Below are 13,914 nucleotides of genomic sequence, written 5' to 3' on the forward strand. Positions count from 1 at the left end.
TAACGTGAAACCATTTCTGCACGCACCATTTCAGAAATGTACGGTGCGTATAAATCTATTTCAGCACCATGAAAGTAAGCGGTAATAGGTTGGCTTGTTGCATCATCATACACGTCTTGTGTTATGTAGTTTTCAGTTAATAAACGACCAAGTACAACATTACGGCGTGCTTTTGCACGGGTAGGGTTACGAATTGGGTTTAACGCCGAAGGCGCTTTTGGCAAGCCAGCAATCATCGCCATTTGAGCAAGCGTTAAGTCTTTTAACTCTTTACCGTAATAAACTTGAGCGGCAGCTCCAATACCAAAGGCGCGGTTACCTAGCTCGATTTTGTTTAGGTAAAGTTCTAAAATTTCATCTTTAGTAAGTACATTTTCTATGTGTAGAGCGATGAATATCTCTTTTATTTTACGGATATAAGCTTTTTCTCGGGTTAAGAAAAAATTACGTGCAAGTTGCATGGTAATAGTACTAGCACCTTGTTTTTTCTCGCCTGTAGAAATAAGAACAATAGCAGAGCGAACTATGCCAATAGGGTCTATACCTATATGGTCATAAAAGCGATTATCTTCAGTTGCTAAAAATGCATCAATTAAAGGTTGTGGGATTTCATCAATAGTGACCGGAATTCGACGTTTTTCACCAAATTGATTGATCAAAAGGCCATCTTTAGTGAATACTTGCATAGGAGTTTGTAATTGCACGTCTTTTAAAACTTGCACACTGGGGATATCAGGTTTAACGTAGTAATAAAGACTGACCAAAGTTATCAGACCGATTAACGTACAAATGATAAAAAATTGTAAAGTTCGTTTTAATAAAATCACTTATATTTCCCTAAATGGACTCCCAATTGCGAGTTTGGACTGATAGTATATATTGATTAAAAAATGAATAATATTTTTTCAGAAAAAAATTATAACTTGTTTATTATTAAAACAAAGGCCAAGTTGCAAACATGCTAAGTCAACTATTTCAAAAGCCGTCGCCAATGATGGTAGGAATTGATATCGGATCGCACTCGATTAAAGCGGTGCTTCTGAGAGAAATTGAAAGTGGATTTCGATTAGAGGCCCTAGCAATTGAGCCCATGCCTAAAGGCGCCATGAGTGAACGAACAATTCAAGATATTGAAGCGATTGGTAATGTAATAACAAAATTAAAAAGAAAATTACCTAAGTCACTTAAAAATGCAGCAGTGGCGGTGTCAGGGCAAACGGTTATTACAAAAGTAATTTTTATGGATGTGTCGTTAAGTGATGCAGAACTTGAATCTCAAATTGAAATTGAAGCAGATAGTTTAATACCTTACCCCCTTGATGAAGTTAGCTTAGACTTCGAAAAGCTTTCTACTAACGAAGCTGATCCGAGTAAAATGAATGTATTACTTTCAGCAGCCCGAACAGAAAGTGTTGAAGCACGTGTTGGCGCATTAGAAGAGGCTAATCTCGATACTAAGATTGTTGATGTAGAAAGCTACGCTTTAAGCCGTGCGATGGACGTTTATTATCAACAACTACCAAGCGATGCCTTCAATAAGTGTGTTGCTGTTGTAGATATTGGTGCCGTACTCATGCTTGTAAGTGTTGTGCAAGCTGGTGAAACTATTTATACACGTGACCAGGTTTTTGGTGGTGATCAATACACAAATAGTATTGTTAACTACTACAACAAAGGGTTTGATGAAGCTGAAATAGGTAAAACATCAGGCGACTTACCACCTAACTATACCTTTGAGGTATTAGCACCATTTCAAACAGCGTTGCTTCAGCAAGTACGTAGAGCGGTGCAAATGTTTTTAACAACGAGTGGTAAAGAACAAATAGACTACATTGTGCTTACCGGTGGAACTTCTATGATCAAAGGGCTTGATCGCTTATTAATTGAAGAATTAGGTATACACAGTGTTGTTGCAGAACCGTTTGCAAATATGGAAATTTCGCCAAAAGTAGATCGTAATGTTATGCAGCGTCATCGAACACAGTTTGCAATTGCAACAGGTTTGGCATTAAGGAGCTTTTCATCATGCCACATATAAATCTATTGCCTTGGCGAGAACTGCAGCGCGAAGAATCTAAAAAGAAATTTGTAACCATACTAGTTGGAATTGTTTTAGCTTGTTTTTTAAGTATGTACTTATTAAGTATGTTTTACACTGCATTAAAAGACGGACAAAACTTAAAAAATAATTACTTAAGTTCTGAAATAAGCATGCTTGATCGAAAGATCAGTGATATTAGAGAATTAGACAAACGAAAAGAAAACCTACAGCAGCGAATGCGATTAATCGAAGAGCTGCAAAGTAGCCGTAACCTTGGCACACAAATTATGGATGAAGTAACAAAAATAGTACCTCAAGGTATTTACTTAACAAAGCTGGAGCGCAGAGGGAACCAGATTTATGTACTTGGCCGAAGTGAATCAAATAACCGTTTATCTACCATGATCCGCCAGGTACAAAGTTCATATTTGTTAGAGCGTTTGACCATGCAGGATATTGTTGCAGGTGATCAGTCTTCGCGTTTACTTAGTGACTTTAGTATGGAGTTTTACGTAAAACCATTTGACGAGATTGGTGAGGTACGTAATGAACCTTGATTTTAAAGCGCTTGGCGAAATAGATTGGAATGAAATTGAGTTAGACAATATTGGTGATTGGCCTGCTGCTGTAAAAGTAATTTGCTGTGCATTTGTTGCTGGGCTCATATTATTTTTTAGCTATAGCCTGTTAGTTTCTGACGAGATTGATAGCTACCATAATGCGGTATCAAAAGAGGTCGACTTAAGAAGTACCTACAGAACAAAATACGCTGTAGCGAGTAAGCTAGATATTTATCGCCAACAAATGATAGAAATGGAAGATAAGTTTTCTCAATTACTTAAGCGGTTACCGACATCAAACGAAATACCAGGCTTACTTGACGATTTATCTTATGTTGGCACAACGAGCGGTTTAACATTTTTAAAAATTGGTTGGTTACCTGAAGTAGAGAAAGAGTTTTATACCGAGCTACCTATCAAAATAGAAGTAGTAGGTACTTATCATGAATTTGGTGAATTTGTTGGCAAAGTTGCTCAGTTACCACGAATAGTTAGTTTGCATGACTTTTCTATTACGTCTTCTGGCGAAAAACAACTAACATTTAGTGTTGTTGCAAAAACTTACCGTTATGAAGAAGGAGTTAAAAAATGAGGCTCCTTCATTTAATGCCGATATTGGCTAGTTTTGCGTTAGTGGGGTGTAACGACGATACCTCAGAACAAAAAGAGTTTATTGACCAGGTAAAAGCGAGCACAACACCTAAAGTTGAGTCGATTCCTGAGCTTACTCAATTTGAGATTTTTGAATATAGTGCTGGAAATTTACGAAGTCCATTTGTGGCACCTCAACCTGAAATAATTCAGAACAAACTGACGCAAATAAAAAACTGTTTACATCCAGATCCAGACAGGCGCAGAGAGCCATTAGAAAAATACCCGTTAGATAATTTAGCAATGAAAGGTACAATTGGTTCAAGTGGTCAAGTTTGGGCGCTTATAACTGCTGCAGATGAAACATTACATCGTGTAACGATTGGTAATTATTTGGGTAGTTACGATGGCAAGGTAAAAGCTGTGAGTAACGATTTTATAGAATTAGTTGAATTAATCCCTGATGGGTCTGGTTGTTGGAAAGAGCGCCTGACTAAACTGGAAATGTTAGAGGCGGCAACTGATGGCGCAAATTAATAATAAAAAAGGTAAAAATAACATGCATAAGGATGTTCTTTGGTTTAATCGCATTGCGAGAGCTTTATTTGCAACAGCCGCTTTGGTTTGTGCTAACAATGCTTTGGCAGGACCATTGCTTTACGATGTACGTTATAACCCATTACTTAAAGGTGAAACCGAATTACAGCTTGTTTTCGACGAAGAGATAACTTTAGAACCGCAAATTCAAGTATTTAACAGCCCAGCGCGTATTGAAATGTTTTTTGATACTGCAGAGTTAGAATTAGGATTAAATGACGTTGAAGTTAATCAAGCAGGTATTAGTAGTGTCACCAATGTGTTATCTGAGCAAGGTTTAAAGGTAACAGTTAATCTAGACAGATTAAAAATGTATGAAACAGAAGTTAATAACAACTTAGTTTCAATACGTGTATCGGATAACCCATTAACCGGTTCAGTAACTGAAGATGAAGCCGTTCTGACAGGTGATGTGAGTGGAAACTACATTAACCGTATCCAATCTATTGATTTTAGACGTGGTGAGAAAGGTGAGGCAAAGGTACTTGTATTTTTACAAGACACTCAAGCTGCTATAGAGGTTCACGAAAGTGGCGGCAAAATTTACGCAGATTTTCACCATACAGATATTCTGGACGATCTACTTTATGAGTTAGATGTTTTAGACTTTGGTACCATTGTTAGTACTATCGAAACATTTAAAGAAGAAGGGCGAAGCCGCGTTGTTATAGAACCTAATGCCGAGTTTACATTCACGTATCAGCAAATAGACAATATTCTTACCCTCACAGTTGAAAAAGATGAAACTCAAAATGCTTACCTAGATGGTGGTAAAGAGTATCAAGGTCGACCAATGACCTTAAACTTTCAAGATATTTCAGTCCGTGCAGCGTTACAAATTATCGCAGGCTATAACGACTTTAACTTAGTAACAAGTGATTCCGTTACCGGTAACATTACCTTGCGCTTAGATGGCGTGCCGTGGGACCAAGCACTTGATGTCGTATTACGTATAAAAGGGTTGGACAAGCGCATGGATGGTTCTATCTTAATGGTAGCGCCAGCAGAAGAGCTTGCAGCCCGTGAAGCAAAAGATCTAAAAGCAAAGCAGCAAGTTGAAGATTTAGAGCCGCTTTACAGCGAATATATGCGATTGAATTATGCCAAAGCTGAAGACTTTGCTGACTTACTTAAAACAGATATTAATAGCATCATTACTCCACGAGGAAGTGTGTCGGTTGATCAGCGTACTAACACTTTACTCGTTAAAGACACTGTTAAGAGCATAGAAAATATTAGACGCATGATTGAAACCCTAGACATACCGGTTCAACAGGTTGTTATTGAATCTCGTATGGTAACAGTGCGTGATAACGTAACTGAGGACCTAGGTGTTCGTTGGGGATTTAGCGATCAGCAAGGTAGTGATGGTATATCTGGTTCTTTAGAAGGCGCTGAAACCATTTCAAATGGCGTAATCCCTGACTTAACAGATAGATTAAATGTAAATCTACCTATTACAAACCCAGCGGCAAGTATAGGCCTCCACATAGCAAAACTCGCCAACGGGACATTAATCGATTTAGAGTTAAGTGCGCTTGAAGAAGAGAATAAAGGCGAGATTATTGCAAGCCCGCGTATTATTGCTGCCAATCAGCAAAAAGCGCGCATTGAACAAGGTACTGAAATACCCTATACAGAATCGGCTTCTAGTGGTGCAACAACGGTAAGCTTTAAAAAAGCAGTACTTAGTTTAGAGGTGACGCCACATATAACGCCTGATAATAAAGTAATTTTAGACTTAATTATCACGCAAGATACACGTGGCGATACTGTACAAACAGGTACCGGTGAGGCCGTTTCGATAGATACTCAAGAAATTCAAACACAAGTATTAGTTGAAAACGGGCAAACTATCGTACTGGGGGGCATTTTCCAACAGCAGATAATCAACACTACAAATAAAGTGCCGGTGTTAGGTGATATTCCTTATGTTGGTAGGTTGTTTAAAAGCACTAGTGAATTTAATGAAAAGCGTGAATTGCTTATTTTCGTGACACCAAAAATACAAATAGATTAAAATAAGGTACTTTTTTGTTAATCAACGGGTGATTATTTAGTTTAATTGCTCGTTATGTGGCTTTTTATTCTAATTGACTTGAAATACCCCTGCAATTACTGAGATAATCCCCTCCTTAATTTTGGGGCCAGGTCGTTAGGCGGGGTTTTATTTCAAATTTTAGAGTTCGTTTGTACTAAAAGATATGGCTGAGAAACGTAATATATTTCTAATTGGCCCCATGGGGGCTGGAAAAAGCACAATTGGTCGTCACATTGCCGATCAATTACACCTTGAATTTGTTGATTCTGATCAAGAAATCGAACGCCGCACGGGTGCAGATATTGCCTGGGTATTCGATCTTGAAGGTGAAGAAGGCTTTAGACTTCGTGAAGAATCTGTTATTGGCGACTTAACTGAAATGCAAGGTATTGTTCTTGCTACAGGTGGTGGTTCAGTAATGAGTAAAGAAGTTCGAAACAAGCTTTCGGCTCGTGGTATCGTTGTATACCTAGAGACACCTATTGAAAAGCAAGTTGCACGCACACAACGCGACAAGCGTCGCCCGTTACTGCAAACAGAAGAAGCACCTCGTGATGTACTAGAGCGCTTAGCAGAAGAACGCGAACCGTTATACAAAGAAGTGGCTGATTTTGTTGTACGCACTGATGAGCAAAGCGCTAAAGTCGTTGCAAATCAAATCATTGAGAAATTAGATTTTTAAAACCAATACATAATAAAGGATTAGCTGAGCATGCTTAAATTAACTGTTAATTTGGACGAGCGAAGTTATCCTATTTATATTGGGCAATCTGCACTTCAAGATAATGGCCGTCTAATTCATCATATTGGTGATTGTCGGCCTATCATCATTACTAATGACACAATAGAACCTTTATATCTACAAGGCTTACTTGATTCATTAGCTGAATTAAATCCTCTTTCCTTTATCATACCTGATGGTGAGCAATACAAGTCACTAGAGTGGTTTGAAAAAATATCCGCTTTTTTACTGCAAAATAACTGTGGTCGCGATACTTGTTTAATTGCATTAGGTGGTGGCGTAGTTGGTGATTTAACTGGTTTTGTAGCTGCATGTTATCAACGTGGCGTGCCGTTTATTCAAATACCTACAACACTTTTATCGCAAGTAGATTCATCAGTTGGTGGAAAAACAGCGGTGAACCATCCGTTGGGGAAAAACATGATTGGGGCTTTTTATCAGCCACAAGCTGTTTTTATTGATACTCAGTCTCTTCATACACTCCCAAAAAGAGAGTTTGCGGCAGGAATGGCTGAAGTTATCAAGTATGGTTTAATATACGATACCGAGCTTTTTACTTATTTAGAGCAAAATGTTGAAAACTTACAGCAGCTAAATGAAACATGCCTGCAGCATATCATTTATAGGTGCTGTGAAATTAAAGCGTTAATCGTTGCTGAGGATGAAAAAGAACAAGGTCTCAGAGCATTGCTAAACCTGGGGCATACCTTCGGCCACGCAATTGAAGCCCAAATGGGTTATGGTAAGTGGCTTCATGGTGAAGCTGTTGCTACGGGTATGGTGTTAGCTTCTCAGTTAGCTCACACTCGAGGTGACTTAACGCAGCAGGATGTAGCGCGTATTGTGGATGTTATTAAACAATATAACTTACCAACTGAAGTACCTGCAGATATGACGAGTGAACAATTTTTATTGCATATGCGCAAAGATAAAAAAAATAAAAAAGGAACTATCCGTTTTATTTTACCCACTCAATTTGGTCAATGTGCACTGGTAGACGATGTATCTGACGATCAAGTCCGAGCATTAATCGAGCACTAAATGCAGTCACAAATTTTACCAAGCCGTGCGGCTTTGGTGGATAGAATCGCACTGCAATTTGAATATGGTCAAAACCTTATTATTTTACTGGGCACATCAGGCCTAGGAAAAAGCTATCTGCTTGAAACCTTTATTACCGATAAATACAACGACTTTAATAAAGCATTTGTACAATCGAGTGCAAAATTGACAGACGCTCAGTTAATGAGCGATCTATTAGAGCAAAGCTTTAACAACCCGTTGGTTGATCATAATTTAAGTTTGTCTGAAAATTTTTATCAGTTACTTAATCAACAGCAACCGGGCTCCTGTTTATGGGTTATTGACGGTGGTAGGCACTTATCAGAAGAGTTTTTAGTTGAGCTGGAGCTGCTAGCTAAAAATAGCCCAATCACTCTTTATATTATGATTGCCTCAGCTGCAAAGTTACCGGTTGAACATGCAGTTGAAATTCATCTTGAACGCCTCCCTCTTCATGAAAGTAAGCAGTTAATGGGATGGTACTTTGAAAAGCTTCCTCACGATGAAGATCCTGTTTTCCAAGCTTTTTTAGCTGAAGCTAATGGTAATCCTAGTTTATTGCTTGCATGGCAACAGGATGAGTACATCGCAGATATCAAAGTTAAAGATAAAGTATCATGGCGTGTACATTTGCTGGTACTTATGTTGCTCATTATGTTCTTAATTATAGGCTTGTTATATAAGTCAGATATGAGTGATTGGTGGCAAAAGCATTATGAGCAAGGCACCATTGAGGTTGATAGCACTGCTATTCCAGTGAGCCAGGCTATTGCACCTATACCTGACACAGTAACAAAAGAAAAAGTAGCCGACATACAGCCTACCGCTAAAGGTGAAAGAAAAAATGATATATCTGCAATTATGCAAAGCTTAAATGCAGGCAGCGAGATCAATGAGCCTATTAGCTCTAATACGCTCATAAAAGATGAACCTGTTAAAGAGCTTGTGCAATCAAAAGTTAACAATGAGGTTGATGCATCATCAGTGCAACTGCCCATAAACGAAGTTAGCTCATGGTATTCTAAGCAAAATGATTCAAATACGGTGATTCAGTTACTTGCAGTAACACAAAAGCAGGTTGTAGATGATTTTATAGAGCAGTATGCACTCCAATTAACAACGTACACTTATCAAACTCAAAGAAACGGTAAAACATGGTGGGTGGTGACAACCGGCAGTTTTACAAGCATGAACGATGCACAGCAAGGTATGAAAAACCTACCTGCAAGTATCTTAAAAAATAAGCCGTTTTATAAAAAAATTAGTAAAATAAAACAAGAAATTGCACTAGTTGATCAGTAATATAAATCGCTTTAGTGTAAAATCGCGCAACACCAGATTGAAGTAAAGAACCAATGCAGCAAAAGAGTAGAGCCTTCCTTAAATGGGCTGGCGGAAAATACAGTCTCGTTGATGATATTAACGCGCGATTAAACCAAGCAAGTTCGCATGCTGATACCTTGGTTGAACCTTTTGTTGGTGCCGGTTCCGTTTTTCTAAATAGCGATTTTAAGCATTATATTCTTAACGATATTAATGCTGATTTAATCAACTTATATAAAGAATTAAGAAATTCACCCGATGAATTTATTAGTGATGCAAAAAAGCTATTCGTTGATTTAAATAACCACCCCGATGCGTACTACGAATACCGAGTTCAGTTTAATCAAAGCCGTGATGTATATGAGCGGTCAATGCTATTTTTATACATGAATCGTTTTGGTTACAACGGCTTATGCCGTTATAACTTAAAAGGTATTTTTAATGTACCATTTGGTAAATATAAAAAGCCTTATTTTCCTGAAAAGGAAATGTACTTTTTTGCTGAAAAAGCACAGCAAGCGACGTTTACATGCTTAGGCTACGATGACGTATTTAAACTGGTTCCTAATAACGCGGTTATTTATTGCGATCCACCCTATGTCCCTTTGAGTAAAACGGCTTCGTTTACTTCTTATGCTAAGGGCGGGTTTAATTTAGATGATCAGGCTAATTTAGCTAATTTGGCAGAAAAAGCGGCGTTTGAAAATAACACCCCAGTGCTTATTTCAAATCACGATACAGTATGGACACGGAAAATATACAGCCAAGCATCACTTGATCAAATTCAAGTAAAAAGGACGATAAGCCCTAAGGGCGGAACTCGTAATAAAGTAGGCGAGTTAATGGCTATGTACTTACCACTAAAACAACCACAGCATAAATTGAAAGCGCAAAAGCGATAAATAGTATTATCGCAATAGCAATGATTGAGGAAATAGAGTGTTCTTGAAAATCTGCGCGGCGCTTTTGTTCTGATTGAACACCAAAAAATGCGGCTAGCACACTTTGCAACGCGCTAATAAAGTGCCGCATTGTCTAGAATAAAGGCTTTAAAGAAGGTGTTTTCTTGCTGTCGTCTGAGCTTGTTAATAACTCAAGTAAATCCAAGTAGTGAAACTGAGCGCTGCGGCTATCACCAGTGATCCAAGAAAACCAAGAAGAGTCTTCTTCAAGTACATGTAAACAGGGTTTACTTGTGTTTATTTCGTGTGTTGATTGCGGAGCACAATTATTAACCGAGCTTAACTCTTGCCCTGAACTTGGCGTAAAATTTACTACCCCAATAACTAATAATGCAGATGCAATTAATATCCCAATTTTAAAAGCGCGCATGATTTGAACCTAATAATTTGTTACTTTTTTAAGCATAACAAAAACTGCTCAAATAACAAACTTGTTTCTAATAAAGACTATTAATTAAATGTCAAAAATAGCCACTTAAGCACTTCAAACGCAACAGTATTACGCCTTAGTTGCTTGGGTAACGTCATCAATTGAGTTACATTAACGTAATATTTTACTCATTGGTGAATCTGCTATGTTTAGCCCAGAACAAAAATACTTAATTGCCCCATCAATTCTTTCAGCTGATTTTGCAAAGCTTGGTGAAGATGTTGATAGCGTTTTAGCCGCAGGTGCAGATGTAGTGCATTTTGATGTAATGGATAATCACTATGTACCTAACTTAACGATTGGACCTATGGTGTGTAAAGCACTAAGGGACTACGGTATCACCGCGCCAATTGATGTGCATTTAATGGTTAAGCCTGTCGATAGCATCATTCCACAGTTTGCAGAGGCGGGGGCTTCAATAATTACTTTTCACCCAGAGGCGAGTGAGCATATTGATCGCACGATTCAATTAATCAAAGATCATGGCTGTAAAGCTGGCTTAGTATTTAACCCAGCGACCAGTTTAAGCTATTTAGATCATGTAATTGATAAGCTAGATACTATTTTACTCATGTCTGTTAACCCCGGATTTGGTGGGCAAAGCTTTATTCCTCATACACTTAAAAAGTTAGCGCAGGCAAAGCAACGAATTGTTGAGTCAGGTCGAGATATTCGACTAGAAGTGGACGGTGGTATTAAGGTGGATAATATCGCTGCAGCAGCTCAGGCCGGTGCAGATATGTTTGTAGCAGGCTCTGCTATTTTTAATCAGCCAGACTACAAAGTAGTTATTGATCAAATGCGTCAGCAACTTGAGAGTGTAAAATAATGCAGTACGATGCGGCATTTTTTGATTTGGATGGCACACTAGTCGATAGTGTATATGACCTATATATCTCAATTAACTTAACATTAAGCGACTTGGCATTTCCTATTGTAAGCCAACGTTTGGTCGAAAGCTGGGTAGGTAATGGTATAGATATGTTGGTAAAGCGGGCACTGAGTGGTGATATGCAGGTTAGTGAGCATTTAGATGAATCACTAACCAATAAAGCCATTGCACAGTTTCATAAGCATTATGAACAACAGGTAGGCCAATACAGCGTGTTATACCAACATGTTGAAACAGGGCTTGCAGCTTTACGTGGTATGCAAAAAGCATTGATAACTAATAAGTCTCGAATTTTTACTGAAAAACTTCTTGATAAGTTAGCACTTACCAATCATTTTGAGCTTATTATTTGTGGCGATGATATGGCAAAAAAACCGTCACCTGAGCCATTATTGTTTGCGTGTAAAAAGCTAAATATTGAGGCCTCTAAAGCAATAATGATTGGCGATTCTAAAAGCGATATACTTGCTGCAAAAGCGGCGGGTATTGATGTAATTGCAGTAGGCTATGGCTATAATCAAGGTGAAAACCTTGCTGATTATAATCCACAGTACCTATGCGATAACTTCTTAGATATAATACCTGTCCTAACACAGCGTTAAATATTAATAATTAAGTAAATAAAGGAAAATCATGAGTAAACCAGTAGTTTTAAGCGGCATTCAGCCAACCGGTGGTATGACAATAGGCAACTATGTTGGCGCTATTAACCAGTGGCTAAAGTTACAGGAAGATCACGAAAGTTTCTTTATGTTGGTTGACTTGCATGCTATCACCGTTCGCCAAGAGCCAGAATTATTACGCTCTCGTGTACTAGATGGCGTTGCATTGTATGCTGCATGCGGTATCGACCCTGAAAAGTCAGCGTTATTTGTTCAGTCTCAAGTGCCAGAGCACGCACAGTTAGCGTGGGTACTTAACTGTTACGCGCAAATGGGTGAACTTAACCGTATGACCCAGTTTAAAGATAAGTCGTCAAAGCATGCTAACAATGTAAACGTGGGCTTATTTTCGTACCCAGTTTTACAAGCGGCCGATATTTTACTTTATCAAGCCGATCAGGTACCAGTAGGCGAAGATCAAAAACAACACTTAGAGCTAACGCGTGACATAGCAACACGCTTTAATAACTTATACGGTGACGTTTTTAAACTGCCAGAGCCTTACATTCCAGAGTTTGGTGCGCGTGTAATGAGTCTACAAGACCCACTCAAGAAAATGTCAAAGTCTGACGAAAATCCAAACGGCTACATTATGTTATTAGATGAGCCTAAAAAGATTGAGAAAAAGCTTAAAAAAGCAGTGACCGATTCAGACGAGCAAGCGCGTATTTACTTTGACCGAACTGAAAAGCCAGGTGTATCTAACTTACTTACTTTATTAAGCGTAGCGACTAAGCGCTCAATAGAAGACTTAGTACCAGAGTTTGAAGGTAAAATGTACGGTCATCTTAAAAAAGATACAGCCGATGCAGTAGTGAGTATGATTGAACCAATTCAAGCACGCTTTAAAGAAATTCGTGAAGATCAAAATTTACTTGATAACATAATGAAATCGGGTGCTGAAAAAGCAAGCGTACGTGCAGAGAAAACGCTAAAGTCGGTATACGATGCATTAGGGTTTATTCCACGCGGATAGGTTTATCGAAATAAAAATGCCGCTTATTAGCGGCATTTTTTATATTGCACATATCAACATGATAGACCCAAATAAAAACAGCAGGGATACTGCTAATTTGTCTGTTTTATCCATTATTCGGCTCCTTTTGCAGTAATTTCTTGTGCGTTATTAATGCTCACTAATGAAACGCTGTAGCCTTTATTTTCAAGTAATGTAAGCAAGCTATCTTCGCCTACAAGGTGTCCAGCCCCAACTAGTACAAACTCACTACTGTCGTTATTAAACATTGCCTCTACTTTTGGTAACCAATTATTATTTCTATCTTTGAATAGCTGCTTGTAGCTGTTTGGGTCATTTTTCTGCATTTTTTCAACCGCTACCTTATTTAGTGTGTCGGTATCACCTTCTCGCCATGCAGTTAATAATCCTTTAAACATATCATTATAGTTATTAAGATCGGCTAGATTACGTTTAATAAAGTCATTTTCGTTACCTTGACCCATTGTTTTAAATAACGCTAACTGAAACTCCATTGTTTCTAAGTAGTTTTTTGTTTTGTTGTCTTTAGTCGCTTTTTTCTCATAGTAAGCATCAACACCTTCTCCCATTAAGTTTTGTTTTTGCAGTTCCATCGACATTAAGACGATACTCACCATGGCTGGGCGAAAACCATCTAACTTTTCGAGGTTAGCGCCAAACTCACTCAGTTTATTTTCGAGTGAAGCTTTAACCTCAGGCTCTAACTTTTCACTTAACGTTTCATTATTAGTATATGAAAGCGCGCCAAGCATTTGCATTTGAGCATTAGTATCAGCTGGGTCTGGTACTGGCGCTTCAAAAACAATTGTATCGGCTTGTTCATAAGCATGATTAAACTCAACAGGTAATGGCATTTCAGCTTTAGGCAAAATATGTACAGTACCGCCAATAAATAACGAGTCATCTCCTTTGCTTACTTGCCATACAGAGCTTTGAGCTTGTGCTGTATTTGCTACCAAGCTGCAACCAAGTAAAACGCTGGCAGATACTAATTTTTTTGTAAAATTTTTCATA

16 protein-coding genes are annotated in these 13,914 nt (G+C 38.3%); 12 read left to right on the plus strand and 4 right to left on the minus strand.

Annotation, left to right across the window (positions count from 1 at the left end):
• On the minus strand, positions 1–827 hold an 827-nt coding region (locus tag BCG07_RS11410; RefSeq protein WP_286890226.1), incomplete at its 3' end, for a transglycosylase domain-containing protein.
• Between the two features lie 131 nt (positions 828–958).
• On the opposite strand from BCG07_RS11410, the gene BCG07_RS11415 reads away from it, so the two are divergent.
• The 9 genes from BCG07_RS11415 (at position 959) to BCG07_RS11455 (ending at position 9,859) form a co-directional block, all read left to right on the plus strand.
• Positions 959–2,038, plus strand: coding sequence for a pilus assembly protein PilM (locus BCG07_RS11415; RefSeq protein WP_006793098.1), 1,080 nt, complete (start codon positions 959–961; stop codon positions 2,036–2,038).
• Entirely contained in the window at positions 2,026–2,598 is a 573-nt protein-coding gene (locus tag BCG07_RS11420) for a PilN domain-containing protein (RefSeq protein ID WP_286890228.1), read from the plus strand. The genes BCG07_RS11415 and BCG07_RS11420 overlap by 13 nt, the downstream gene beginning before the upstream one ends.
• Positions 2,588–3,193 carry a type IV pilus inner membrane component PilO gene (locus tag BCG07_RS11425; protein ID WP_006793100.1) on the plus strand — a complete coding sequence of 202 codons (606 nt, stop codon included), beginning with the start codon at positions 2,588–2,590 and terminating at the stop codon, positions 3,191–3,193. The genes BCG07_RS11420 and BCG07_RS11425 overlap by 11 nt, the downstream gene beginning before the upstream one ends.
• Positions 3,190–3,729, plus strand: a complete 540-nt coding sequence (locus BCG07_RS11430) for a pilus assembly protein PilP (protein ID WP_286890230.1) — start codon at positions 3,190–3,192, stop codon at positions 3,727–3,729. Before BCG07_RS11425 ends, BCG07_RS11430 begins: the two co-directional genes overlap by 4 nt.
• On the plus strand, positions 3,716–5,809 hold the full coding sequence (locus BCG07_RS11435) for a type IV pilus secretin PilQ (RefSeq protein WP_039036262.1): 2,094 nt from the start codon (positions 3,716–3,718) through the stop codon (positions 5,807–5,809). The genes BCG07_RS11430 and BCG07_RS11435 overlap by 14 nt, the downstream gene beginning before the upstream one ends.
• A 184-nt stretch (positions 5,810–5,993) precedes the next feature.
• On the plus strand, positions 5,994–6,512 hold the full coding sequence (gene aroK / locus BCG07_RS11440) for a shikimate kinase AroK (protein WP_006793103.1): 519 nt from the start codon (positions 5,994–5,996) through the stop codon (positions 6,510–6,512).
• Between the two features lie 30 nt (positions 6,513–6,542).
• A complete protein-coding gene (gene aroB, locus BCG07_RS11445; RefSeq protein ID WP_008131701.1) occupies positions 6,543–7,613 on the plus strand; it encodes a 3-dehydroquinate synthase in 1,071 nt (356 codons plus the stop codon).
• Positions 7,614–8,936 carry an SPOR domain-containing protein gene (locus BCG07_RS11450; RefSeq protein ID WP_243532514.1) on the plus strand — a complete coding sequence of 441 codons (1,323 nt, stop codon included), beginning with the start codon at positions 7,614–7,616 and terminating at the stop codon, positions 8,934–8,936.
• Between the two features lie 53 nt (positions 8,937–8,989).
• Entirely contained in the window at positions 8,990–9,859 is an 870-nt protein-coding gene (locus BCG07_RS11455; RefSeq protein WP_006793106.1) for a Dam family site-specific DNA-(adenine-N6)-methyltransferase, read from the plus strand.
• Here the strand turns inward: BCG07_RS11455 and BCG07_RS11460 are convergent.
• Together BCG07_RS11460 and BCG07_RS11465 are read right to left on the minus strand one after the other, a co-directional pair.
• A complete protein-coding gene (locus BCG07_RS11460) occupies positions 9,804–9,989 on the minus strand; it encodes a DUF2970 domain-containing protein (RefSeq protein ID WP_074210163.1) in 186 nt (61 codons plus the stop codon). The two genes, BCG07_RS11455 and BCG07_RS11460, sit on opposite strands and share 56 nt — an antisense overlap.
• A gap of 3 nt (positions 9,990–9,992) precedes the next feature.
• Positions 9,993–10,289, minus strand: coding sequence for a hypothetical protein (locus BCG07_RS11465; RefSeq protein ID WP_006793107.1), 297 nt, complete (start codon positions 10,287–10,289; stop codon positions 9,993–9,995).
• A 205-nt stretch (positions 10,290–10,494) separates the two neighbouring features.
• Here BCG07_RS11465 and rpe point away from each other — a divergent pair, with 205 nt between their 5' ends.
• The 3 genes from rpe to trpS are packed head-to-tail and all read left to right on the plus strand — an operon-like array spanning position 10,495 to position 12,879.
• A complete protein-coding gene (rpe, locus tag BCG07_RS11470; protein ID WP_286890235.1) occupies positions 10,495–11,178 on the plus strand; it encodes a ribulose-phosphate 3-epimerase in 684 nt (227 codons plus the stop codon).
• Positions 11,178–11,843: a phosphoglycolate phosphatase gene (locus BCG07_RS11475; protein ID WP_243532516.1), complete on the plus strand. Its 666-nt coding sequence runs from the start codon at positions 11,178–11,180 to the stop codon at positions 11,841–11,843. The genes rpe and BCG07_RS11475 overlap by 1 nt, the downstream gene beginning before the upstream one ends.
• Before the next feature lie 31 nt (positions 11,844–11,874).
• Complete coding sequence (gene trpS / locus BCG07_RS11480; protein WP_006793110.1) at positions 11,875–12,879, plus strand: tryptophan--tRNA ligase; 1,005 nt, start codon at positions 11,875–11,877, stop codon at positions 12,877–12,879.
• Positions 12,880–12,992: 113 nt separating this feature from the next.
• On the opposite strand, the gene BCG07_RS11485 is transcribed toward trpS, so the two are convergent.
• On the minus strand, positions 12,993–13,913 hold the full coding sequence (locus BCG07_RS11485) for a TraB/GumN family protein (protein ID WP_286890237.1): 921 nt from the start codon (positions 13,911–13,913) through the stop codon (positions 12,993–12,995).
• Position 13,914: the final 1 nt, after the last annotated feature.

Source organism: Pseudoalteromonas sp. ESRF-bin5, from assembly GCF_002632075.1.
GTDB classification, from domain to species: Bacteria; Pseudomonadota; Gammaproteobacteria; order Enterobacterales; family Alteromonadaceae; genus Pseudoalteromonas; species Pseudoalteromonas marina.